General features: G+C 48.2%; 17 protein-coding genes. 8 read left to right on the forward strand and 9 right to left on the reverse strand.

Annotated elements, in window-relative coordinates; all coding sequences use genetic code 11:
- Positions 1 to 7: 7 nt before the first annotated feature.
- From PV783_RS14490 to PV783_RS14525, 8 genes are all read right to left on the reverse strand, one after another.
- Complete coding sequence (locus PV783_RS14490; RefSeq protein WP_420988521.1) at positions 8 to 1,378, reverse strand: TolC family protein; 1,371 nt, start codon at positions 1,376 to 1,378, stop codon at positions 8 to 10.
- A 161-nt stretch (positions 1,379 to 1,539) separates the two neighbouring features.
- Complete coding sequence (locus tag PV783_RS14495; RefSeq protein ID WP_143313488.1) at positions 1,540 to 2,157, reverse strand: TetR/AcrR family transcriptional regulator; 618 nt, start codon at positions 2,155 to 2,157, stop codon at positions 1,540 to 1,542.
- Between the two features lie 84 nt (positions 2,158 to 2,241).
- Positions 2,242 to 4,467: a DUF4838 domain-containing protein gene (locus PV783_RS14500; RefSeq protein ID WP_420988522.1), complete on the reverse strand. Its 2,226-nt coding sequence runs from the start codon at positions 4,465 to 4,467 to the stop codon at positions 2,242 to 2,244.
- A 22-nt stretch (positions 4,468 to 4,489) separates the two neighbouring features.
- On the reverse strand, positions 4,490 to 7,351 hold the full coding sequence (locus PV783_RS14505; protein WP_420988523.1) for a tetratricopeptide repeat protein: 2,862 nt from the start codon (positions 7,349 to 7,351) through the stop codon (positions 4,490 to 4,492).
- 19 nt (positions 7,352 to 7,370) lie between these two features.
- Positions 7,371 to 8,849, reverse strand: coding sequence for a glycosyltransferase family 2 protein (locus PV783_RS14510; RefSeq protein ID WP_079468177.1), 1,479 nt, complete (start codon positions 8,847 to 8,849; stop codon positions 7,371 to 7,373).
- 15 nt (positions 8,850 to 8,864) lie between these two features.
- Positions 8,865 to 10,298: a glycosyltransferase gene (locus PV783_RS14515; RefSeq protein ID WP_420988524.1), complete on the reverse strand. Its 1,434-nt coding sequence runs from the start codon at positions 10,296 to 10,298 to the stop codon at positions 8,865 to 8,867.
- Positions 10,298 to 11,452, reverse strand: a complete 1,155-nt coding sequence (locus tag PV783_RS14520) for a HEAT repeat domain-containing protein (protein WP_420988525.1) — start codon at positions 11,450 to 11,452, stop codon at positions 10,298 to 10,300. The genes PV783_RS14515 and PV783_RS14520 overlap by 1 nt, the downstream gene beginning before the upstream one ends.
- 4 nt (positions 11,453 to 11,456) lie before the next feature.
- Positions 11,457 to 11,828, reverse strand: a complete 372-nt coding sequence (locus PV783_RS14525; protein ID WP_079468174.1) for a response regulator transcription factor — start codon at positions 11,826 to 11,828, stop codon at positions 11,457 to 11,459.
- A 255-nt stretch (positions 11,829 to 12,083) separates the two neighbouring features.
- On the opposite strand from PV783_RS14525, the gene PV783_RS14530 reads away from it, so the two are divergent.
- From PV783_RS14530 to PV783_RS14545, 4 genes are read left to right on the forward strand one after another with little or no spacing between them, the layout of a single operon-like run.
- On the forward strand, positions 12,084 to 15,461 hold the full coding sequence (locus tag PV783_RS14530) for a response regulator (protein WP_420988526.1): 3,378 nt from the start codon (positions 12,084 to 12,086) through the stop codon (positions 15,459 to 15,461).
- 7 nt (positions 15,462 to 15,468) lie between these two features.
- Positions 15,469 to 16,290 (forward strand): CheR family methyltransferase, encoded by an 822-nt coding sequence (locus PV783_RS14535; RefSeq protein WP_420988527.1) that lies wholly within the window; start codon positions 15,469 to 15,471, stop codon positions 16,288 to 16,290.
- A 37-nt stretch (positions 16,291 to 16,327) separates the two neighbouring features.
- A complete protein-coding gene (locus tag PV783_RS14540; RefSeq protein ID WP_420989231.1) occupies positions 16,328 to 16,882 on the forward strand; it encodes a chemotaxis protein CheB in 555 nt (184 codons plus the stop codon).
- Complete coding sequence (locus tag PV783_RS14545) at positions 16,879 to 17,985, forward strand: sensor histidine kinase (RefSeq protein ID WP_420988528.1); 1,107 nt, start codon at positions 16,879 to 16,881, stop codon at positions 17,983 to 17,985. The genes PV783_RS14540 and PV783_RS14545 overlap by 4 nt, the downstream gene beginning before the upstream one ends.
- Here PV783_RS14545 and PV783_RS14550 read toward each other — a convergent pair.
- Positions 17,979 to 18,824, reverse strand: a complete 846-nt coding sequence (locus PV783_RS14550; protein WP_420988529.1) for a hypothetical protein — start codon at positions 18,822 to 18,824, stop codon at positions 17,979 to 17,981. The genes PV783_RS14545 and PV783_RS14550 overlap by 7 nt on opposite strands.
- Before the next feature lie 262 nt (positions 18,825 to 19,086).
- Between PV783_RS14550 and PV783_RS14555 the strand changes: the two genes are divergently transcribed.
- The 4 genes from PV783_RS14555 to PV783_RS14570 all read left to right on the forward strand — a co-directional run bounded on the left by PV783_RS14555 (position 19,087) and on the right by PV783_RS14570 (position 25,802).
- Entirely contained in the window at positions 19,087 to 19,632 is a 546-nt protein-coding gene (locus PV783_RS14555; protein WP_420988530.1) for an RNA polymerase sigma factor, read from the forward strand.
- Between the two features lie 68 nt (positions 19,633 to 19,700).
- A complete protein-coding gene (locus PV783_RS14560) occupies positions 19,701 to 20,654 on the forward strand; it encodes a FecR family protein (RefSeq protein WP_420988531.1) in 954 nt (317 codons plus the stop codon).
- A gap of 253 nt (positions 20,655 to 20,907) precedes the next feature.
- Positions 20,908 to 24,399 (forward strand): SusC/RagA family TonB-linked outer membrane protein, encoded by a 3,492-nt coding sequence (locus PV783_RS14565; RefSeq protein ID WP_420988532.1) that lies wholly within the window; start codon positions 20,908 to 20,910, stop codon positions 24,397 to 24,399.
- A gap of 20 nt (positions 24,400 to 24,419) precedes the next feature.
- A complete protein-coding gene (locus PV783_RS14570) occupies positions 24,420 to 25,802 on the forward strand; it encodes a RagB/SusD family nutrient uptake outer membrane protein (protein ID WP_420988533.1) in 1,383 nt (460 codons plus the stop codon).
- Position 25,803: the final 1 nt, after the last annotated feature.

Here is a 25,803-nt window from a genome sequence, read left to right on the forward strand (position 1 = left end):
TGTGAGTTTATTGGTTGTTGTAATTGTTGTTAATATCGTAAGATGCCTGTGCACGTTCTACCGATGCGTAGGCCGTTTGCACAGCAGCCTGTGTTACGGTAGTTTGCAGCTGGGCCTGTGTAAGCTGGTTTTGTGCGTCGAGCAGTTCTATATAAAGCAGTTGTCCTTCTTTATATACTTTCATCTGGTCCCGGTAATACCTTTCCGCAAACGACAGCTGGCTTTGGGCAGTTTTGAAATTCAGCAGGGCGGTCTGGTAGTTGTTGACAGCTTCGTATAGCTGTAACCGTAACTGGTCGGTTGTTTGGTCGGCAGCGTTGGTGATGGTGGCTACTTCGTTAGCCGCCTGTTTAATTTTGTATTTGTATTTATGGGAGGCGAACAGGTTCCATTCCAGGTTTACACCAAACAGGTAGTAGCGGGTATCTTTATCGAAACGCGCGCCTGTGCCCTGTGAGCCGAGGTCAATGAAGGTACTGAGTTTTGGTACCAGGTAGGAGCGTTGCAGTTGTTCGTTTAAGCGGTATACGTTAGTAGCGCTTTTGTACTGAGCCAGTTCTTCGCGGCCGTTGATATCTTTACCGGGCAGCTGTGCCGGCACTTGAAGAAGTGTGCTGTCGAGCGTAATGTTTTCATCGAGTGCGCGGTTCAGCAGGAAGTTGAAATAGGCTTTGGAGTTCTGCCGCGCGTTAATGGCTTTGTTGATATCGGCATCCGTTTTTTGTTTCTCTGTTTGTGCACGGTACAGGGCGGTATTGTTACGTATACCATTACGTACCATGCTTTCATTGATGCGGATGTTTTCATTGATGAGCGACAGGGCATTATTGTAAATGGCTACTGCCTGTGCGGCCTGGTAGTATTGGTAATAAGCCGATTTAATATCGCGCACCAGTTCCCGCTTGTATACATTCAGGGCTGCCTGTTGCTGTGTAATCTGTTCTCTCCGGATCTTCTGGTTGTAATAGATCTCGGCATTGATCAGCGGCAAACTGGCTCTCACCTTTGCATCGTAAAAGTTGTCGGGGTTCAGCTGTACGGATACGTTGTCGATGTTTTTAAAATCGTGGCTGTTGGTCAGCTGGTTCAGGCTATTGTACACCGGGTTCATAATGTCCCCGATGGGAAAGTCGATGGTACGGCCTCCTGCCGATTTGGTGTAGCTGCCCAGTACCGATACATTCGGTCCAAAAAGGCTTTTCGCTTCCTGCAAAGCGAGCATTGATTTAGTGAGCTGAAAGTTTTGATCTTTTAGTCCTTTATTGTTGCTGAAGGCGGATTGTATGTATTGATCCAGCACAGAACTTTGTGCAGAGGAGCTGAAACCCGCTGTGAGCAGGATTATTAACAATGCCCCTTTTGTGATTGATGTGTACATAATGAACGGTGTTTATTGAAGCCGAAAAAAATAAAGCCTGCAAGGCTTTTTGTTAATCGTTGTTGATATACTGAACAGTGTTTAATAGAGGGTTTAAAAAAAAGCCGTAGCGGCTTTTTAGTGTATATTTTCCGGTTACATTTCATCTTCACAAAGCAATACTATGCTTTAATCATCCGCAGGTATTCTTTGATGGCTTCGTCCATCACTGCCGGCATATCTTCATCAGATACACCTGAGACTTTAACACATCTTCCCCGCAGGTTCAGGCTTATAAATCCATGTGCAAAGGACCATACCGACAGCGTACCGACAGTTGCATTTTTAAACTTCACTAATTTTTTGTCTATACATTCCTGCATCAGGTTATATAAAGCATCGTAGGCAGGATCTCCATTCTTCCACTTTTCTTCATCCATCACCGCATTCATGGGCGCCTTGATGATAAACATCAGGTCATATAACTCCGGATGATTCCTTGAAAACTCCAGATATGCATGCGCAAGCTGCTCCAGCCTTTTGAACGGATCGCGGCTATTCACTTTTTGCAGGAACTCTGTTGCCAGGGTCGCAAACGCCTCCGTTTGTACATCGTATAACAGCTGATCTTTATCTTTGTAATAAAGGTAAATAGTTGCAGGACTGTATTCTATTTTATCAGCAATATTGCGGATCGATACTTTCTCGTATCCGTCTTCCACAAACATTTTAATAGCTACGTCTACAATACGCCTGCGCATCTCAGCCTTTTCACGTTCTTTTCTTTCTATTATGCCCACGTTGAATTGTTTACAGTGCAAATATACTGAACAGTGTTTATTTTCCAAATTTATTTTTGGAAGAAGGGATTTTGAGGGTAGGGTTTACTCCACCATTACCTCGTCGCAACAAAGCGCAGCCTTCTTCCCCTCAACCAGGCGCCAATCAGGAAGCGTAACAGGGCACCTGGCCGTAACCCGGATGTACCTGGCAGCCGTCCCGGAAACAGGGAAAGTATAATGGTTAATCCGCACCGCGTAATCTTCCTCCGGAACAGGAATGTCCTTCACGCCGGCTGAGGTAAAGTGAGTACCATCCGCAGAGGTTTCTACCAACACTTGTGTGGGATTGAAAATATAATGCCGTGCGTCCTGTAAAAAATTCATTTGGATCTGGCGGATAGTTTTACTGCTGCCCATATCAATAGTGGCAATCATATCCTTGCCATAAGTAAAGAGCCAGTTGTAACTGAAGTCGTTGCCACCGGTTAACCCGTCGGTGAGCGTACGTTCCTTTTTAGGCGTATACTCCGGGGTGTAGGGGTTTACTAGAGTAACCGCCGCACCCAATGCAAGGCTCTTTACCCATTTGCGGGAAAACAGCTCCTGCCATTCCTGTGCATATGCATCCGGTGATAATCCTCCTTCTGCAAGTTCCTGCACACCGGCGGTTTTACACTGCGCTACAAACTTCTGTACACGCTGCGGCCACCGCGGATTTACCGTGCCGTCCGGTTGGAGGTAGCCATATTTGTCGGTGCCATAAAAGCGGGATTGCTGCAACACTGCGTATTCCAGGAACAACCGGGTATTATACACCCGGCGGAGATAAAGCGGGTTGTTACCGGCTGCTGCTTCAGCCTTATCCAGGAAACCAGAGTACAGGTCTGTTTGCACGGGCGATAAATAATCGTGTGATGAGTAGATGGGGTTGCCATAAATATCCAGCACTGCACGGGTGCTTTTAACGGCATTAGTGAGCGCATCGAGGTATTGGCCCATCGCCGGGGCAGCAGGACCGTAATAGCCCTTTAAAAAGTCGCTGGTGATCTTTTTGATGTCAGTATCCGGTTGCCATAACAGTGCCGCCTGTACGTAGCTGTTGTATTCGGCCATATCACCATAAGTTTCGCCGCTGCCCTGGGAAAACACGCCCTTTACATGATGTGTGGCAAAATACTGCAGGTTGGATTGGAGATTACCATAGTCGGGGAATGGATTCAGGTAATTGGTAAACTGTGTGGTGTAATCCCAGATGAAAAGGTTACCAGTAGTAGCTTCCCAGCCTTCCAGGTTTTTGCGGAAGCCAGCTGCGGAAGAGGCCTGCGCCAATGGTTCCTGCCGGAATGCGTCGATAGTGCTCAGCATTATGAATACATTGGCGCCCGGTTTTGTTTTCACCGGGGCCTTGGCAGTGTAACCATATGCCAGTGTGGTAAAGCGCTGGTCCGGGAATTGTTTGGCCACCCGGTTTACAAAACGGACCAGTGAACCCTGCGGACCGCCTTCTTCTGCATCTGCCTTGCGGCACAAATCGCAGGTACAGCCACCGCCGCCATCCTGCGGGGCAATGGACCAGTACATGGCATCCGGGTTATCAGCAATGGCTTTTTTAAACCACTCTACCGTTAAAGTATATACGTTTTCATTACTTAAACATAGCTGCAACGGCTGCCTTTTGCCGTTTACCATTGAATAATATTCGGGATGTTCTTTGAAATAAGTATCCGGCGGAAGGATTTTGAAGAAGGAATGTCCCCATATTCCCCACAGGTCTTCAAACCGGTGCAACCCATGCCAGGCAAGGTATTCGGCATCCATAGAAGGAGGGTAGTAGCTTTCCCGGTAAAGAAATGCAGGTTCCCGCAAATCGGAGATCGCGCCATTCAAACGTATATCCTTCACCGTTGGGATCACGGCAGGACCGGCAGCATCCTTACGGCAACCCATATACGTTTGTAAAGTATAATATACGCCATATACCACTCCCTGGCCGCTGCCGCCGCGGATAAAGAGCTGTTTGTTTTTACTGCCGGCGAAATAACCTTCTCCGTGAATTTCAGCCGGACCAGCACTATGACTGGTGTTGCCAATAAATACTGCGGGCTGGTCTTTGTATTGTTGTTCTGTTATCACCGGTAATGCAGCCCCGGAAATGCGTTGAATATAATCCCGGAAAATACCCGCCGCTTTGCTTTCTGCTTTGGTGGCCTGCTCCGGCAGCACAATCACATATTCGCTGCGTCCCTGCCGTACCAGCGTAATTTCTTCTGCCGAAGGCTGACAGGCGCTGTATAACAACGTAGTGATCATTAACAAAAGGCTGTTCATAATTCTGCACATTGTAGTTCCGTTAAAATTTCCGCTGAAGCGTTACATAAATATCGTACTGGTTCTGGTACCCGGTGTCGCTGATCTTCTGGTTAATCCAGGTACCGAAAAGTCCGAGTGTGGTCCGGTACCGGATCACTTTCTGGTAACCCGCGCCAATGCTATGCGTCAGCAAGCCGGAAAGATTAGGAAAGTTAATCAGCCGGCTCCTGTCGTCCGGCGAAGTACCCAATCCTGCTACCACCTGCAGATAGTCCTGCCGCCGGTTCATGAAATAACGGGTGGTAAGATTAAAGGACGTATAAAAATCAGAAGATTCGCTGATGGCGTATCCCCGCAGGTTTACCCAGAAATCACCGAAGGGCTTTGCTACAGAAACCACGCCGGAAAAACTGTTGGTACTGTCCAGGTTCAGGTAACGGCCGCCCAGCTCCACTTCTATATCTTTCTTAAAGGTTTTGAAGATCGAGTATGCTGCCCGCAGTTGCGGGAATACAGTTTTATTGGAGTAAGCCAGCATACCATAGGAATACAGTTTAGGCGTGTGCGTGTAATACATTTCTGCCAGTCCCTGTAAGCCGTTACCGGTTTTCCTGCCTGCATAGTTCAGTTGCACAGCATATGAGCCGCGCTTTATATAGTGCCGGTATTCGATGGTAGCGATGTTGTATTTATCAGACATGTAATCATAACTGGAATTGAGGTAGTACAGCCCAAACTGGTTCTTCAGTGTTTTACTCTGGAGGTAATCCCGGTAATCGGTATTTACAGCAGTTGGCTGCAGCTTTACCACGGAATCGGCCACCAGTGCGGCGGCGGCGAAGTCTTTTTTATTCTCCAGGGTGATGGCCCGTTTCATTAAAAAGGTTTCATTATCCGGGTAGTATTTTATTCCCTGTGCGGAGTAGGCCAGGGCGCTGTCGTAGCGTTGCCGGCCATTGAGGATATTGATACTGTATAATAGCGCCATTGAATCTTTCGGGCGCAGGGCCAGCACCTGGTTAAACATGGCCAGGGCGCTATCGGGTTGCTGATTACGCTGGTAATCAGTACCGGCCGACATCAGGCTGGTGAGATACGCATTTTTGTATTTGATCGTATAAGGATACCGGTTCATCAGGTCGCCGGTAATGGCTGCAGATTCATTATACGCGTGCATATCCTGCAGCACGGATGCTTTTTTCAGCAGGAAGTCGCGGTTGCCGGGATAATAAGTCAGCGCTTTATCCGCAAAGTACAGGGCGCTGTCGGGCTTGCCGGTGGCGCTTTGCATGTTGATCATATACTCGAGCGCCTCCTGGTTGGAGGGCACTACTGCCAGCACCTGCTCAAACTGTTGTTTGGCGAGATCATATTCTTCTGCACGCATTAAATTACGGCCGGCGGTTAAACGCATGTCGGCAAAGTTATTACTGAAGCGTTCATCGGAAGGATAGCGTGCAGCCAGTTCGCCTGCTATGGCAGCAGCTTCTTCATACCTGCCGGCATCTGCCAGCACACCGGATTTTTTCAGGAGAAAAGATTCGTTGGCCGGGTAATAGGTGAGTGCCTGGTCCAGTACTTTTAATGCAGCGGAAGTATTTTTTTGGGAGATGTAGGTATTGGCGAGCAGTTGGAGCACCGTAGAATCGCCAGGATTCACCTGTCTGGCGGATTCAAAGGAAGCCAGGGCCAGGTCGTATTGCTGCTGCGCGAGGTATTCCCGCCCGGTGGCGGTTTGCAGCTGTACCAGTCTTTCTTTAAGCGCCGGGTTGGGTGCGCGCTGATACAGTATCATGGCCAATGCGGCGGCGCTGCCATACTTACGGTCGCCTTCCAGTACATCCATCTTTAACGTCAGCAGGCGGCTGTCGTTAGGATGGGCTTTCAGTCCCCGGTTAATCCACGCCAGCGCTTCCTGGTAGGCGCCACGGGCCATACTGTAACCAATGAGTTTATCCAGTGCTTCCCGGTTGCCTGGATTTTTTTCCAGTACACTTCCATACAGCGTATAGGGGTCCATGTTAGCATAGTAAGTAGCGGCTTCCATGCGCAGGGACGTTTCCAGGGTACGCGCTTTGGCATCTCCGGGATACCGGCGTTGTATTTCCTGCAAGGTACTCAGCGCTTCTGTATAGGCGTGCATGTCTTCCAGGATGCTGAGCTTCCGCATCAGCAGATCGTAGCTGCCGGGATGTGCGGCGAGTTCATCATTCACCTGTTCCAGGGCCGACTGGTAATTACCACCCTTCAAAGCTACGCCCAGGTTGGCTTCGCGTGCCTCGCGGTTGCGTGGGTCTACGAGCAGTACCCGGTCGTAACTCTGACGCGCCATGCCGCTGTTGCCTAATTGCTGGTAATACTTGCCGCTTTGGAGGTGGTGTTCTATATAGGCATTGCGCACCGTGGTATCTTCAGGATATTTGTTCAGGATGGTTTCGGCGAGTTCATTGCCACGATATACTTTGTGCTGCAGATCCAGGATGCCCAGCTTCTTCAGCATAAATTCCCGGCTGCCGGGAAAATAAGCCAGGGCTTCATCTACATAACATTCTGCTTCTGCATATCTGCCGGTGGTCAGTTCTACATTGATAGCATAGTAATAAGCGTCGCGGTAACGCGGATTTTTTACAAGTACTTCTTTGGTGTATTTCCTGGACAGGTCATATTGTTTGGTGAGCATGTATAAACGCGCCAGCAACAACTGCTGATCAATAAAATCAGGCTGGGCTTTCAGCGCCTGGTGCGATAAGCTGATTGCTTTATCATAGTGCTGCAGTTTGGTTTCCTGAACGGCCTGGTTATACAGGGCCTCTGCATTATTCTTCTGTTTTAAGATCTGCGCCTGCGTTTGCATCGCCCAACACATCAGTATGCCTGTTAACAGATGTTTTAATACAGCCATTTGCTTATCTTTTATGAGTTTATTTTTTCTTTCCAAATCCCTGTCTTTGCATATTTCCCCACGAAGATTTTTTCCCGGTCAGGAAGAACCAGTATCCCCGTAACGCAAAAAATACAATCAGCGGATGATAGATCAGCGGTTCAAAAAAAGCCATCAGCGACAGTGAAATTACTTCCCGCCAGGTTTTGTAATAGCCGTAGGTAAGCTGGTCCCAGCAGATGGCCAGCGTAGTGATCATCACGGAGAAGAGGTATACAAAGAGTAATAATATAAGTGCGTAGGGCCAGTTTACCTGGTCCGTAATAATCAGGTAGATATAATAAAGAATACCGGTAAACTCTATAACAGGCGCCAGGAACTCAAAGAACAGGTTATAGGGTAACACTATCAGTCCGAGTTTTCTGTAACGTGGATTGAAAATGAGTTTCCGGTGCAGGGTGATGATCTCTGCCAATCCGCGGCCCCAGCGGGTTCGCTGGCGACTGAATATTTTCATATTCGGAGGCCCTTCGGTCCAGCATTGAGTGGTAGGGATATAACGGATGGCATATTTCAGCTTGTTATCGATCATAAACGCGCACATGCGGGTAACAATATCCATGTCTTCCGCAAAGGAACTGTGATCATAGCCACCGGCTTTGATGGCTACTTCCTTGTCAAACAAGCCCAGTCCGCCGGAAACATTGGGTACGCTGTTCATCACGCTCCATCCCATTTTCCCCAGCACGTAAGCCCGGATGTATTCCATTTCCTGGAAGCGGGGCAGTAGTTTTTCGGGGGGGCGTACCCGTATGATCACGCCTTCATCAATTTCCGTGGAGTTGGCGATACGTAATGTGGCGCCGGTGGCTATCACCTGCCGGCTGTCTTCCATTACATGCACGTATCCGCACTGGGGGCATGGCTCGCCGATCTCTTTGGTTTTTTTATGCTCTTCATCCATGAATGGTTTGATCATACGCAGCAGTGTATCTTTTTCAATGATACAATCCACATCTGTATTCAGGAAGTAGTCGAAGGCGGCAGCGTTGATGCCCGCATTGGCGGCATCGGCCTTGCTTTTACCATTTACTTTGTCGATCACCAGCAATTTATCGTAGGCCGTGTTGGTCGATTTAAACAGTTGCCGCACGGGCTGTGTTACAATCCTTTCGTTATAAGCGAAATCCACGGGTACCAGTTCAAATTCCAGGATCAGCTTTTCCAGGGTATCATCTGTGCTGCCATCGTTTACAATGATCACTTCATAACGTGTATAGTTCAGCGTTAGAAGCGAGCGTACATTCATGATGATGGTAACGCTTTCGTTGTAGGCCGGCGCTATCACGGATATGCCCGGTGTGAGCGGGGAATCGAGCAGGTGATCATAATTGGTGAAACTGCTTTTTTTGCGGAAACGGATAATACCACGGTAAGACATATACGCCAATAAAGCATACATGCACAACAGTACACAACCATATATAAATACGCCTCCTTCAAAAAATGTTCTGAGCATAGCACACTGTTTTCTTTATGTCTTCTTTTTCCCGAAGCCCTGCCGTTGCATATTTCCCCAGGTACTCTTTTTCCCGGTCAGGAAATAATAGTATCCCCGCAGGGAAAAAAATACGATGAGCGGATGATATAGTAAAAACTCGATGAAAGGTGTCAGGCACAAATATGCTACTTCCCACCACTTCTTATAATAGCCAAAAGAAAGCTGATCCCATAATATGGAGATAGTGGTGATCATAACCGCATATGTATATACGAAAAGCAGCAGCAGTGATGCATACGGCCAGTTTACCTGGCCGGTTACGGCGAGGTATATATAAATAATGATACCGCTGAACTCCACCAGGGGCGCCAGTAATTCAAAGAAGAAATTAAAGGGAAATACGATCAGCCCCATCTTTCCGTAGCGGGGATTCAGGAACATACTAAAATGGGCATGCATCAGCTGGGCCAATCCACGCGCCCAGCGGGTGCGTTGCCGGCTGAATATCTTTACTGAAGCCGGTCCTTCTGTCCAGCAGAGGGTTCTGGGAATATACCTTACTGCATAGTCAATCTGGTTGTCGTGGGCATAACGGCACATCCTGGTAAGCAATTCCATATCTTCACCGAAAGAGCTGTGGTCGTAGCCTCCACAGCGGGTAGCTACCTCTTTATCAAATAAACCCAGTCCGCCGGAAACGTTGGGTACACAATTAATATAGCTCCAGCCCATTTTTCCCAATACAAAGGAGCGGATGTATTCCACTTCCTGGAAACAGGGGAGCAGCTGCCGGGGTGGCCGCATGCGGATCAGTACTCCTTCGTCAAAGTCGGATGAGTTGGCGATACGCAGGGTGGCGCCTACGGCAATTACCCGTTTCTTTTCTTCCTGCATTACCGGGAGTGCCAGTTCCAGCAGGGTATCTTTATGAAGAATACAATCTACATCCGTGCAAACAAAATAATTAAAGGTGGCGATGTTGATGCCTGCATTCACGGCATCTGCCTTGCTTTTACCATTCACTTTATCAATCACCATCAGGGAGGAGTAAGCCGGGTCGGTGGATTTATAGATCTTCCGCACGGGCTGCGTCAGTATCCTGGCGTTATGGGCAAAATCTACCGCTACCATCCTGAATTCCGAGATCAGTTGCTCCATTGTATTATCCGTGCTGCCATCATTAATGATAATGATTTCATAGCGGGGGTAGTTGAGCGTAAGCAGCGACCGTACATTGGAGATAATGGTAAGCCCTTCATTAAAGGCGGGTGCCAGGATGGTAAGACCCGGCGCCATTGGCGAGCTGGCTAGTATGTCGAGCTGATGCTGGGTGCTTTTCCGGGTGTAACGACGTATTGCCATCATGGACAACAGCGCCAGTAAAGCATATACCAGTAATAAAACCAACCCATATACGAAAAGGGTATTTTCGTAGGCCCTGCCCAGCCATGATAAGATGCCCTCCATCAGTATTTAATTAAGGGGTTCATACAATGCTTCAGTATCAGCAGGTTCTCGCGGTTAGCGGTTTCCAGCAGTTCCTGTATTATGCCGCCGGCTGCCTGGTCGTTTCGTACCAGTGATTTGGCGGCAGCTTTGCGCAGGTCGAAATTGGTGGAGTGCAGGAATTCCTGTTTCAGGAAATCTACCTGCCGTCCGCTGCTGATGCGGCCTACGGCCTTCAGTATTTCTATCTGGCATTGCAGCGGCTGGCTGCTGTACATGGATACCAGCCGGTCTTCCACATCGGGCGCTTTTAGTTTACCAAGACAATTAATCGCATCTGCGCGCAGGTAATGATCTTTGGTGTCCAGCAGTTTGATGACCGCGGGTACGGCCGGTAGCTGGTTGTAATGAACAATCAGTTTCAGGCAAAAAGATACCACGCTTTTATTGGAAGAGTAGGTGACCCACCTGGCGAAGTTAGGAATGGAAATATCCTCCGTAGTGGTAATGATGCGGAACAGTTCTACCTGGTCCCACATCAGTAGTGGATCGGTTACCACATCAAAGAATTTAAAGGGCTCATTCTTACTGAGCTTGATGTATGCATGCCGTGCGGCAGCCCGTAACTCACGGTTACGGCTATTCGTTAATGGCAAAATGGTAACATCCGCCACGGGGATATCCATGTCGATGAACTCCGTCAGCGCCCGTACTTTCCGGGCCCATTTAGGCGACTTCATCTGCTTCATGGTATCTTTGTTCAGCTCCAGCTGGATATAGAGGTTACGTAGCAGGTGGCCGGCATTGCCTCTTACATTGCGGCGGAAATGTATAATACGGTTGGTGGTAGCCTGCCTGGCCCATTTCTTATGTAAGGGCAGCTCCTGGAAACCATCCAGGTTCAGCTGGATCTGGCTGGCCGGTGTGCCGGCGGCTACTTCCGGGTTAGCCATGATCTCATCAATGATCAGGTTATCGATCTTTGGAAGCAGGTAGTCCAGTCTTTTTCTTCGCTGATACCCCAGGAACCGGCTTCTTAATATAGAAAAATAAGCCAGCAGGGTAACCAGAACAGCCACTATAATAAATATCATTGCCAGCCTGATGGCCAATGGCGCTTCCCTGAATATGCTGAGGGCGGGATCCAGGAAAGCAGGAATGGGTATATCGAACATGCAGCTATTTATTCTTCATTAACAATCTTTTTACCCTGATCAGTAACTCGGCAGGTATAATCGGCTTCTTCAGAAAATCGTCCGCTCCCAGTTTAAAGCCTTCCATGATCATATCTTCATTGCCGGCATTGGAAACAATAATTACCGGGATCGGTCTGGGCTGGCTTTTTACCCTGCTCAGGATTTCAAAACCGTTGGCATACGGCATCATAATATCCGTAATGATCAGGTCATAGCCGTAGTTCGTTGATTCCAGTTTTTCAAATGCTTCTTTTCCGTTTGATACGTGGTCCAGCTCATACTCTGCAGAGGGGAGAATTCTTGCCACTATTTTCGGCATTATCTCATCATCTTCAACTAATAAAATTTTACTCATCGTGGCTGAATTTAACCCGCTAAACAAAGCTGTTATTTAATTGTTCAGCAGGGGGTGATATTTTATTATTGGTATTGGAAAATAAAAACCGTGGACGTTTATATATAGTATATACTTTAAAAATAAATGAATAGTTTTCCATTGATAAAAACAAATGGTTACATTACTGTTTAAACAGATTTATTGCTCCCCCCAAAGATATTGAATATGAATGCATTTAGGTATTTTTATGCGGTATTAAGGAATTAATATTATATGAATATTTCATTAGTTAACAGACTGTACCTCGGTTTTTCCGTTGTTGTATTACTTGTTTTACTCGGAGGGTTTTTAACATGGCAAACATTTACCGAGCAAACAGAGGAGGCGGGATGGGTGCAGCACACCTACCGTGTTCTCAATAACTCCGAAAGAGTGCAGCGTTTATTATTTGATATGGAAGCTTCCCGCAGGGGCTTTCGTGGTACCTTTAATAAAAAATTCCTGCAACCCTATGAGCTGGCGCTCCCCAAAGTGGCACCGGCAGTGAACGATCTGCGTACGATGGTAGCAGATAACCCCGGCCAGGTAAAAAATATAGATTCCCTGGAAAATAATATCAACGCCCTGCTCAGCTACTGGAATCAACTGGATCATATTTTAGTGCAACAGCGCTTTGAACAGAATGCGGACATTACGGAGAAAGAAACACTATTGATGGACGGGGTGCGTGAGCAGATAGGACGGGTGAACGGAGAAGAGCGCCGCCTGCTGGCCATTCGGGAAAACGTTAAAAGTACCTCTTTTACAAAGGCTGTAAGAACCCTGCTGATTAATAACGTCTTCATCCTGCTGGTAGGCTTTATTCTCATGAGGATTACCTATACAGAGTTTAAACGCCGCCTCAGGGCGCAGCATGCACTGAACCATAAACTGGATGAAGTGGTAGAGATCAACGCTGCCGCCAATGAAAAAAACTGGATGCTCACCGGCGTTAATGATATGAACGACAGCCTCCAGGGCGTGAATAACCGCGATGAGTTGGTTCGGAAATGCCTGCACACGCTCACCGGCTTCGCCGGTTTTACAGCCGGTGCTTTTTATTGCTATGACGACAGATATAAAGATCTTCGTTTGTACGCCGCCGTTAGCATGCCATCTGCCGTCCCTAAAATAGTACCGCTGGATGAAGGCTTCCTGGGTACAGCCATATCAGGAAAGGAAATTCTCGTTGTCAGGGATGTGCCGGCCGGCTACTGGCAGCTAAGCTCCTCCAGCGGACACATTCAGCCCGGTTCCCTGGTAATGATGCCACTGTGGATAGAAAATGAACTGCTCGGCGTTATTGAACTCGCTTCCTTCAAGGAGGTGACGCCCTTACAATTGCGGTTGCTGGAAGTATTGTCAAAAGATATAGCCGTTGCCGTTAATGCCGCCAATGCCCGTGAAAAGATCCTGCATCTTCTCCAACAGGTACAGGAACAAAAAGAAATACTGATCAGCCAGCAGGAAGAACTGCGGCAGTCCAATGAAGAACTGAGCAGGCAGTCGGAAGTATTACAGGCATCTGAAGAAGAACTAAAGGTACAGGACGAAGAACTGCGCCAGGTGAACGCGGAAATAACAGAAAAGAATAAAGACCTGGAAACAGCCAGGAACGCGCTTTCCCTGAAAGCCAGCGAACTGGAAGCCAGCAGCCGGTATAAATCAGAATTCCTGGCTAATATGTCGCACGAACTGAGGACACCCCTGAACAGTGTACTTATCCTGGCGAAAATGCTGCAGGAAAATAAGGATAACAACCTTACGGAAAAACAAATGGAATACGCAGGGATCATTCATAAGTCCGGCTCCGACCTGCTGCACCTGATCAATGATGTGCTGGACCTCTCGAAAATAGAAGCCGGTAAAGTGGAAATGGAATTTGAAGATGTGCCGGTACAAAGTATCATAAACGACCTTTCCGACCTGTTTGACGTAGTGTCGCAGGAGAAAGATATTGCCTTCATTAAAAATATAGCGCCGGATGTTCCCGCGACTATCAACACCGATAAACTCCGCCTGTTACAGGTAATCCGCAACCTGTTGTCCAATGCGTTTAAATTTACGCCGGCAGGGGGCGTGATCAATCTTTCCTGGTATGTAAGCAGCCCCGGTATCCTCTGCATCAGCGTTACAGACACGGGCCCGGGTATACCGGCAGATAAGCAGGAACTGATATTTAACGCCTTTCACCAGGGCGATGGCGGTACTAACCGTAAGTATGGCGGCACCGGGCTGGGACTGAGCATCAGCCGTGAACTGATGCAGTTGCTGCACGGAGCGCTCCGCCTCGATAACAGCAGCCCCGCAGGCAGCACATTCTCCATTGTATTGCCGGTAGATGCCACTATGCCGGCTACAACGCAGGTAACGGGGGGGAAAGATGCCCCCCGGCTGATACAGCCCCCAGTTGCCGTGAACGACGACCGCGACAATCTCACCAAACACGATAAGCTGATCCTGATTATTGAAGACGATGTTCATTTTGCGGATATCCTGCGCGACTTTGCCCGTAACAAAGGATTTAAGACCATTGTGGCGCACAACGGGCAGGATGGACTGGCCTATGCCCGCAAATTCTTACCGGTAGCCATTATCCTGGATATGAACCTGCCTGTAATTGACGGCAGCAGTATTCTCAAAATTCTGAAAAGCAGTGAAGAGCTGAGCAAAATCCTCGTACATGTTGTAACCGGGGCGGATATACAGGCTATTAAGGCAGATAACATACATGGCTATACGAGAAAGCCACTGGAGCTGAGCGACCTTGAAGAAGTGTTTACGGGTATCAGCGCACAACTGCATGCACGGCTGAAAAAAGTGCTGCTGGTGTCGGTAGGTCCGCTGAGTGCAGGCGCCACACTGGAAACCATGAGTGAAGAAAGGAATCTGGGCACCAGGTACGATATTGCAGCAGGCATCCCGGAGGTGCAAACATTCCTTGCCGGAACAAAGTATGATGCGGTCATCGTGGAAATTGGCAACGACCTGCAGGCTGGTTTACAACAACTGGAAGCGCTGACGCAGATCCCCGAATCCGGTGATACGCCGCTCATCGTTTACCTGGACCAGGATATTACCGGTAATGAAGAACAACAGCTGAAGAAATATGCATCTGCCATCGTGCGCAACTCCACGCATGCCACCGACCGGCTGATGGATGAACTGGAACTCTTTCTTTACAAACTGCAGAAGAAAACAAATATAGAAGACACCGCCACTACCTGGACGGAAGGAAACCTCTCCGGAAAAACCGTGCTGCTGGCAGACGATGATATGCGCAATGTGTTTTCCATCAGCGCGCTGCTGGAAGAACAGGGCATTTCCGTGCTCACCGCGGCCGATGGCCGGGAAGCACTGAATGTATTACATCAGCATCCAACACTCAACCTGGTATTGATGGATATCATGATGCCGGAAATGGATGGTTATGAAGCAATGCAGCAGATCCGTGCAGATGCCCGGTTTCAGCAACTGCCGGTAATTGCACTCACCGCAAAAGCAATGGCGGGCGACCGGCAAAAGTGCCTGGAAGCAGGAGCATCCGACTATATCGCCAAACCCGTAGATAGTATAAAACTACTTTCACTGTTACGGGTATGGCTGTCATAAAAAATGTATGGTAGAGGAAATCAGTCACGGAGATTTTACAGAACTGGTGAAGATCATTCAACAGCGCTACGGGTATGACTTTACAGACTACGCCGAAGCCTCTTTGAAACGCCGGTTCAGCCGCTTCACCGGCTTCGTGGGAATCAACAGCATCTTTGAACTGAAGCACCGGCTGCTGAATGAAGAACATTTTTTCCGGGAAATGGTACAGTATATCACGGTGAATGTAACTGAAATGTTCCGGGACCCTTCTTTTTATAAAGTGCTGAGAGAACAGGTGCTGCCGCGACTGGCATCTTACCCGATCATTAAAGTATGGCATGCCGGCTGTGCTACCGGAGAGGAAGTATATTCTATGGCAATCCTGCTGGAGGAAGCCGGTTTGCTGGACCGCTGCAGGATATATGCCACAGATATGAATGAAGTCAATCTCCGGAAAGCAGAAAGCGGGATCATTGCACTGAAAGACATGAAAGAGTATACCGCTAATTATATGCAGTCCGGAGGTATCAACGACTTTTCCAACTACTATACGGCACGCTATGATAACGCTATCATCCACCCGGCCCTGCGACGCAATATTATTTTCTTCCAGCACAACCTGGTAACCGACCAGGTGTTCAATGAATTTCAATTGATCTGTTGCCGGAATGTGTTCATTTATTTTAACAGGGCATTGCAGACACGGGTAGTGAAGTTATTTTATGATAGCTTAACTTCGCTGGGCTATCTGGCATTGGGCATTAAAGAATCGTTATTATATAATGAAGAACGGGCGAAATTTGAAACGGTAAACCAGGCGAATAAAATTTTCAGACGTAAAATGTAAAAAGCTGGCAGCCTCCCATTCATACAGGATCCTTGTTATTGGCGGTTCTGCCGGCAGTATGACCGTGCTCACCAAATTGATCAGTGAGCTGCCGGCAATATTTCCTATGCCGGTGGTAATTGTAATCCACCGTTTGAAAAATGTGCAGAGCGAATTGGGTACTTTATTATCCGTGAGACAAAAAATTACAGAGCCGGACGATAAAGAGCTATTATTGCCGGGGCATATTTACCTGGCTCCGCAAAATTATCATTTGCTGATAGAGGCCGATGGCTCCATTTCCCTGGACTATTCCGAACTGGTGAATTTCAGCCGGCCTGCTATAGATATGAGCTTTGAGAGCGCAGCCAGCGCTTTTGGCAGTGCGGCCGTGGGAATACTGTTAAGCGGCGCCAATAAAGACGGCGCAGCGGGGCTTTGTCATATAGCCGCGTCCGGTGGTGCAGCAATTGTACAGGACCCGCGGACCGCCGGGTTTAGCACCATGCCCCAGGCAGCCCTGGATCTTTGCTCCGGCATTCAAACCATGACAGTGAATGATATGATCCGTTACTTGAGAAATATTAGCACGAAAATAAACACCGAGAAATGAAGCAGCGAAAAACAAAAACATTCACCATACTGCTGGTAGATGATAAAGCAGAAAACCTCGTATCCCTGGAACATATGCTGGAAGCCAGTAACAGGGAGATCTTAAAAGCTGATTCGGGTAATGAAGCATTAAAAACGGTACTCCGGCACGATGATATAGGTCTTATTCTGCTGGATGTACAAATGCCGGATATGGACGGTTATGAAGTGGCCCGTCTTTTACAAACAAATCCCAAAACAAAGGATATTTCTATCATTTTTGTAACTGCTATAAACAAGGAAGAACAATATGTAATGCGGGGTTTTGAAGAAGGTGCGGTAGACTACCTGTCGAAACCACTGGATGTAAATGTAACCCGCGCAAAAGTAAGTGTATTTGAAAAACTATACCGCTACCAGTATGAGTTGAAAGAAGCCATGAGCGAAAAGGAAAAGGTAAATAAACAGCTGGAGCGGTTTATGTATGTAGTGGCGCACGACCTGAAATCACCGCTGTCGGGCGCTATTGGCCTGCTGGCCCTTATCAATGAAGATGAACGTATCCAAAATGCCCCCGATCTGAGTGAGTACATGAAAATAGTATTGGGCGCCACCAATCACCTCACGGAAATGATTACCTCTATGCTGGACTATACCCGGCAAAGTGATATGGAACAAACCATTGAAGAGGTAAACGTACACGAACTGGTTACACAATTATCAAAGCTGCTGTTTCCTCCCGCCAATATTCATATTGAAACCGTGGGCACCTTACCGCAGCTGGATACCAATAAACTGAAATTGCAACAGGTATTCCAGAACCTGATCTCCAACGCCATCAAGTATAACGACAAAAAAGATGGGATCATTACCATCGGGGGAGCCGACAAGGGCGAGTTCTATGAGTTCTATGTAAAAGACAATGGGCCGGGTGTTGCCAAACGTGATACCGACCGTATCTTCAAACTGTTTGAGCGGCTGGATAACGACGGAAAAGGCGAAGGAACCGGTATCGGTCTTAATATATTTAAACTGCTGGTAGAAGAACAGGGTGGTAAAGTGTGGGTAGACTCCCAGCCGGGTGAAGGCAGTACTTTCTATTTCCTCTGGCGTCAGCGCTATTGATCACCGTTTTCAAAAATCCATAATCTTCCGCAGATCTGTTGGGTGGTAACGGGGAAACTGGATACCAGGAGTAGCTTGTTTTCCATTTGCCAGCTCCAGTTGCTGATGGAATTTTCCGGTGAAGAAGACAGCGGTGCAGCTGTTTTTTCAATGGTTGTTATATTCAGTGCTTTGTTCCGCAATTGCGTCATGGCATCTGAAAGCACCGCGGGCAGCTGCTCTCCGGGACCAGATAGCCCCAGCAGGCTGGCGCCTTCCTGGTTTACCCACCCGGAAACCCCGTCGTTGTTGATGAACACCAGCGCATGCGGAATGGTGTGCAGGATAGCGGCAAACCGGATAGCCACCCGTTGAAAATAGATCTGCTGCTGGGATTGTACCAGTATCTCTTTCAATCGTAACCGGATGGTTTCCATACACTCCAGGAAACCGGGTTCAAAAGAAGGCGGTTCACTCCATCCAAGAACAAGCAGGCTGTTATTCGGACTGGTATCTACCGGGATTATAATGGCCGATGACAAGGCCGGTAGTATTTCTTTAAATACATTTTCTTTTGCCGGCGGGATCTCACGCCAGTAAATGGTTTTAAAGTCTTCTGTATACAGTAGTTTTTTGATGGGCGCAGGATTCAGCACCAGGCCGTTCAGGTGAAGGGGAGAGGCGCATTTAACCTTTGCCGTTTCTTCATCCTCAAACTCCAGTTGCAGCGCAATATCCGCTTCCATCAGGTTTTTTACCAGGGCAATACTGAATGCAAGAAAGGAAGAGATGTGTTTATCCTTATCCCATCTGCCGGTTTGATTGATAAAATTTAAAGCTTTACGCTCCCAGATACTCACGGTATGAAATTAATAAAGATGATAAACTATAGCTGACGAAAAAACGGGTTATGCTGAGATGCCGGACTAGTCCGTTGGTACATACTCCTTAAAGCCACTGGCCGGAAGATCACATTTTTCAAATATAAGTAATTCCGCTGAACGAACTACCTGGTAATGGGTATGCCGCCATTTATGGGGCCGGTGTGAAACTATTACGGCATACCGCTTGCTTTTTTGAAACGCTTTTACATATATTTACGCTTAAACCTTTTGGTGATTGATGGACTTGCAGGATACCGCGCTGCTGGAACGAATGCAGTTACTGGACGATAAAGCTGCCTTTGATGAGTTGTATCACCGTTACTGGGAGCCATTATATATGGCTGCTTACGCCAGGCTGCAAAATGAAGCAGACGCCAAAGATTGTCTTCAGGAAGTGTTTGTAGCCCTTTGGCATAAAAGAAAGGAGATCGTTATCCGCCAGCGGCTGGATGCCTACCTTTTTATTTCGCTCAAATACCGTGTGCTCAATCATCTCCGGAATAACAACACCTACCAGAAACACCTGGATATTTTTGCCGATTTCCCGCTTCCCTTTTTGCCTTCGGCAGATGATCACCTTACCCTGACTGAAATACAACAGATCATTGCAGATACTGTAGCCGGCATGCCCGAAAAAATGAAAGCAGTATACCTCCTGAGCCGTCGTGACGGACTATCGGTGCAGGAAACAGCTACGCAGCTGGGCATCTCCCCGCAAACAGTAAAAAACCAGCTGACCACCGCCGTCAAACGGCTGAAAGACAAGCTACAGTCTTATAAATAATTTTTTTTCAGACAACCTGGTACTATCACTCCGCAGGGGTGTCTTTAATAATACAAATGGTTAAAAGCGTGGACGCCCAAGATAAAATAGCAAAGATCCTCCAAAAGCTTGAAACCGGAACCTGTACTCCACAAGAACTGGAATGGCTGCAAAACTGGTATGAATCCCAGGAAACGCAGCCTGTGCATGCGTTCCGGAATGAAGCACATAAGCAACAACTGCAAACAGGTATGTTACAACATATCCATGCGCAGCTGGAGCCGGTGTCAGCGCCCGTGGTACGGATGCGCTACCGCTGGCAGATTGCTGCGGCCGTTTTTGCAGGCGTAGTAGGGGCCGCAGGCTGGTGGTTCTTCAATAGCTGGCAACCCCGTCATCATATGATGATTGTGCAGGCGGCGGCGGGGGAGCAGCGGGAAATGCTGCTGCCGGACAGCTCCCGCGTATGGCTCAATGCCGGCGCAAGGATGGAGTACCCGCAGGAGTTTGGAGAGGTGCGCACCGTAAAGCTGGATGGAGAAGCTTTCTTTGACATACAACCGGATGAACACCACCCGTTTGAAGTACACACGCCCGAAATTAACGTGCAGGTATTGGGTACTTCCTTCGATGTAAAAGCCTACAGCACTCTCGATGAAACACAGGTAACCGTGAAAACAGGGATGGTAAAGGTGCTGCACGGCCAGAAAGGACTGGATGTGCTCAGCGCCAATGATCAGCTCACGTTCAGCAGATCGGCACAGCAGTACATGAAATCAAAAGCAGACAACCAACAGATCAATGAATGGACCAGCGGTATGATCAGCCTTTCACAGGCCGGGTTTGCTGAACTGGCACTCACGCTGGAAAATCAATATGGCGTGCATATCCGGTACAACCCGGCAGAAATGAAACGCGACGAATATACGCTGCGCTGCAGCAAACAACTAACCATTACCCAGGTGTTGGACCTGGTAAGCAGCATACATCCTGTACAATATGATATAAAGGACAAAGAGATTACCATACATCGTAAAAACTAAATAGCGCATACAAGGAGGATGCAACCAAAATTAGTAAGGATGGGCACACTTTAAAGCCATCCCTGCGATAGCTATGTCCCACCGGGAAATAAAAAACCGCATCTGTTGGAGCAGATACGGCTTTTAGAAAGTTATACAACAGTCAGGCAGTGATTTGCAGACACGCTTGATGACTGTTATATGCATTTAGTTAACACTAAAATCAACCAAATATATGCAAAAATCGCTTACGCTAACTTTTATACAAAGTCTTATGAGATGGAGCGTAATGGTCACCCTTTTTATACTCGGAGGTATCACCCTCCTGTATGCCAATAATGGGTACAGCCAACTATTACAACAGGTAAGAGTGACGGAAAAATTTGAGAATGAGTCCCTCGCTTCATGCGTTAAAAAACTGGAATCCGGGTATCACCTTTCCTTCGGATACGACAACCAGGAGCTGGTTCGCTACCAGGTAAAGAAACTGAAATTTGTAAATGAACGGCTGGAAAAAGTGATGCAGTTGCTGCTGGAAAACACGCCACTCAGCTTCGTGGAAAAAAACGGGGTGCTGCTGATTGTAAGAAAAGCAGCGCCGCCCGCTGTATTGAACCCCCAGCAACCCACTCCCGGTAAAATAAAAGGAGTGGTAACGGATGGAGAACAGGGGCCGCCGGTGCCCGGTGTTACCGTGAAAGCCACGGGTACCCGGTATTACGCGGTAACCAGCCCGGAAGGCACCTTTGAGATCACCTTGCCTGCGGGGAATTATACGCTGCAGTTAACATCTATCGGTTATAAATCCATTATACAGGCGGTAAAAGTATTGCCAGGCGCAGTAGCCCAGCAGAAAATAGCGATGATAATGGAAGCCTCCCGCTTAACGGAAGCCGTTGTAATCGGCTATGGTGTGCAGGAAAGACGCAGCCTGCTCGGCGCAGTAGCTACCTACAATGCGGCTAAAGATCCCGGACAAACACCCGTTACCATCGATGAAGCAATGGTGGGTAAACTCCCCGGTGTTTTTATTGCACCTTCCAGCGGTGTGCCGGGAGCCGCCTCCAATATCACTATCCGCGGTATCAGCACGCTCAACGCCAATGGCAACTCCCCGCTCATTGTAGTGGATGGCGTGCCTATTTACGGCATTGATCCCAACCTGAATACGGTTGACTATAACAAAGGCAGCAGTGCCGGCTTTTCTTTCGGCGGCAACCAGGTAGTGAACGAATACCGCCAGCCCACCACTTTTGAAAAGAATCCGCTGGCTACGCTCAACCCGGATGATATTGAATCAGTGGAAGTGCTTAAAGATGCCTATTCTACTGCTATCTACGGCTCGCGTGGTTCTGCCGGCGTAATTCTTATTACTACCAAAAAAGGCAGTCGCGGTAAAATGCGGGTAGATGTGCAATACAGCACGGCTTTCAGCAAGCCCCGCAAACTCCCGTCTATCATGAGCGGCGATCAATACGCGGATTTTTATACAGAACTTTTCCGCCAGAAAGATTCTATCGGGAAAGCGCAACAAGGCAATTGGTATATTCCCAAAAACTATAAGTTTCCCAAAGGCGTAAACACCAACTGGCTGGATGAAATAGTGCGCACAGCCAACAGCAACAATGTGGTGGTAGCCATGAGCGGCGGCACTGATAAGTCGAATTACTACGTAAGCCTGGGATACAACAAAGAACAATCCTATATCATCAACAACGATTTTACCCGTTACCAGGGCCGTGTGAACTTTGATAACCAGATGTCGAAGTCGCTGAAGGTAGGTGTGAGCATGTCCCTGAACCAGGCCACCAACAATGCGCTCAGCGCACAACAGGTATACCGTAACGCCATCCAGAAAGCCCCGAATATTTCCGTATATGATAGCACCGGTTACAAATACAACTGGCTGTATGGTAATAATCCCACCGGTCCGGAAGAAGTGTCTAACCCGGTTGCACAGGCTATCTCAGGAAAAAACTACAGCACCGATAACCGCGTGCTGGGCAACGTGTTTGCCGATCTGAAACTCAGTCCCTGGTTAACGGCGCATTCCGATGTAGGCGTGGACTGGATCAATTCACGTTCCTATAACCGTATCATCGAACGGCCCAAACTGGTTGGCGGTTCCGCTACAGAAACGCAGCAGCAGCTGAGGAAATGGGTGATCAACAACCGTCTTGATATTAATAAGATCATTGGAGATGGCCATGCTGTAAGCGCTATGCTGGGACAGAGTTTTGAGAAATCGGTAGAAAACGCCAACGGCGTGTATGGCTCACAGTTCCTTACAAACGACATGCTGAGTATTTCCACCGCGAAAGACAAAAGAGTGCTTAATTCCCTGCAACAGCAGTGGGCGCAGGTATCTTACCTGAGCCGATTAAATTATGAATACAAACATAAATACCTGGCAGGGGTTACGTATCGCCTGGATGGTTCTTCCCGCTTTTCCGCCAACCACCGTTATGTAGGCTTCCCTTCCTTTGCACTGGGATGGGTACCCAGTGAAGAAGGATTCCTGAAGAGGGCAAAAGCCATAGAGCAACTGAAAGTTCGCGCCAGTGTTGGTTTTACAGGCAACGATGGCGGTACTGGTTATTATGGCAACCAGGGCCAGTATGTGGTAGATGTATATGGCGCTACTTATGGCAACATTTCCACCATCGGTAATAAGCAGCCGGCCAATCCCAATCTTGAATGGGAGCGCACCACTACCTGGAATGTGGGAGCTGATATCAGTCTTTGGGAAGGCCGCATCACTGCTACCCTCGATTATTACCGCCGTCAAACCGCCAACGCCATCCTGCAATCTGCGTTGCCTTACTTTATGGGCTTCGATCTGCAACAGCAGAACCGTGCTGATCTTACCAATAAAGGCATTGAGTTCAGTATCACCAGCGAGAATATGTCTACCAAAGATTTTCACTGGAATACAACCTTCAATATCTCCGGTAACCGTAACATCGTTACCCGTTTGCACCAGATCAATGAAGAACAACTGGCGTCCCAGAACGAAATATCCGGCAGCCGTTTCTGGCGGGTAGGTCATTCTGCTACAGCCTTCTATCTCTATGAATGGGGTGGCGTAAATCCCGCCAATGGTCAGCCGAACTGGGTGGATAATACCGGCAAAGTATCTGAAGTGCCTATCCAGAAACAATATCCCGACGCGCCTTATGTACACCGGAAATATATGGGCGATGCCATGCCGGTGGTATTTGGCGGATTCGGCAATACACTGAACTGGAAAAATTTGGAGCTGAACTGCTTCTTCTCTTTTTCTGCCGGGAACAAAATATACAATGGCGCCAAAGCGGCTATGTACAGCTACCTGGGCAGTTCTTCTTCTGCCAATAATGTATACAATCTTTCTTCCGATCTGCTGGATTACTGGAAGTATGCCGGGCAGCAAACAGATATCCCTGCGCTGATCAATGGCTCCAACTATGCACAGGCAGGCTTTGGTACCTCTTACGACTATACGCTCGACAGGAAAAATTCACGTTTCCTTGAAGATGCTTCTTTTGTAAAACTGCGTAGCCTACTGCTGGGATATAACTTCAGCAGCCGGCAGTTACAGCGTGCCCGCATATTTACAACATTAAAAATTTATGCAGAAGCGAACAATGTATTTATCCTCACGAAGTACTCCGGGCTGGATCCTGAAGTGAGTGCATATGGTTCTTCCGCATTAAGCATGGGATATGATGAGCTTACCATGCCTTCTCCCCGCACATGGAGAGTGGGCGTTAAAGCATCTTTCTAAATTTTTAAACTGAGCCGGATATGAAAAAATACAGCTACCATATAAGTCTCTTTGCATTGCTGCTGGCGCTGTGCGCCTGCAACAGGCAACTGGATCTGAAGCCGGAAGGCACCATGATAGAATCGGAGTTACTGAGATATGAACAAACTACGCAGAGTTATCTCGCAGACACTTACCTGCGGATGATGAATGCCTGCGCCGGTAATAGTTATCAGCTGGGAGATATTACCGCGGGTATAGCCGCTACTTTTGATCAGAACCTGGTCACCGGTACTATTGATCCGCGGGATGACGGCTATTACGGTTTGTGGTCGGCCCCGTATGTGACCATCAACCAGTGTAATGTGATCATTGAACAGCTGCCGAAGTACGCCGGGTTTGATAAAGGCAAACAGGCGGAGATCATTGGTGAAGCCAGGTTTATACGCAGCTATTGCTATATGTCACTGTTACGGTTATACGGAGATGGGGCATTGCAGGGAAAGCCGGATAACATGGGCGTGCCGCTGAGACTCACTCCCTTTGATGGTTACAACGGTTCGCAGGATATACCCCGGGCTACTAACGCCGCCGTATACACGCAAATGCTGAACGACCTGGATGCCGCTATTCCGGATCTGCCTGCCGTGCGCCCGGATGCGTTCAGCCAGGGTAGCAGGGCTACCAAAGGCGCCGCCAACGCATTGGCCGCAAGGATCTGCCTGTACAGCAGGCAGTATGAAAAAGCCGCTGCATATGCCCAGGCGGCCATGACCGGCAATACCTATCATCTCCAGCCTAACTTCTGGACACTGTGGCCGGATAACTCGGCCAGCAGAGGCAGCTATCCGCTGAGCAATGAAATCCTGTTTGCTTTCCCGGAAAGCTTTAATAAAACGTCGAAGTCAAACGATAATAACGGGATCTATTATGTGTATGGGTTTAATAAAACGTTGCCTGACTTCGTGGCGTCCTATGGCGCCGGCGATGAGCGGAAAGACAGCCTCAACCTGTATGGTAAGGAAGTGATGCGCAAGTTCACGGACATGAATATACGCGATAACGTAGTGATGATCCGGCTGGCAGAAGTAATGCTTACCGCCGCAGAAGCCCTGGCGCATACCCAGGGGGTAAACGCTGCTTCCATCAACCTGCTGAACCAGGTATACGCCCGCGCCTATACGAAAAACGGCGTGCCACACGTATATACCGCTGCTGACTTTGAAAACCCGGCTGCACTGATTAACAGGATCCTGCAGGAACGGCGCTGGGAGCTGGCCTTTGAAGGGTTTGCCCGCTTCGATGCCATCCGTACCGGTACGCCGCCTAACCCATCGTTACCGGCCACCCGTTTCGCGCTGCCGGTACCGCAACATGAAATTGATATCACACAGGGACTGATTAAACAGAACCCCGCCTATTAAC

Origin of the sequence: Chitinophaga sp. CC14, assembly GCF_048957795.1 — a bacterium.
In the GTDB taxonomy this organism is placed as follows: domain Bacteria; phylum Bacteroidota; class Bacteroidia; order Chitinophagales; family Chitinophagaceae; genus Chitinophaga; species Chitinophaga ginsengisegetis.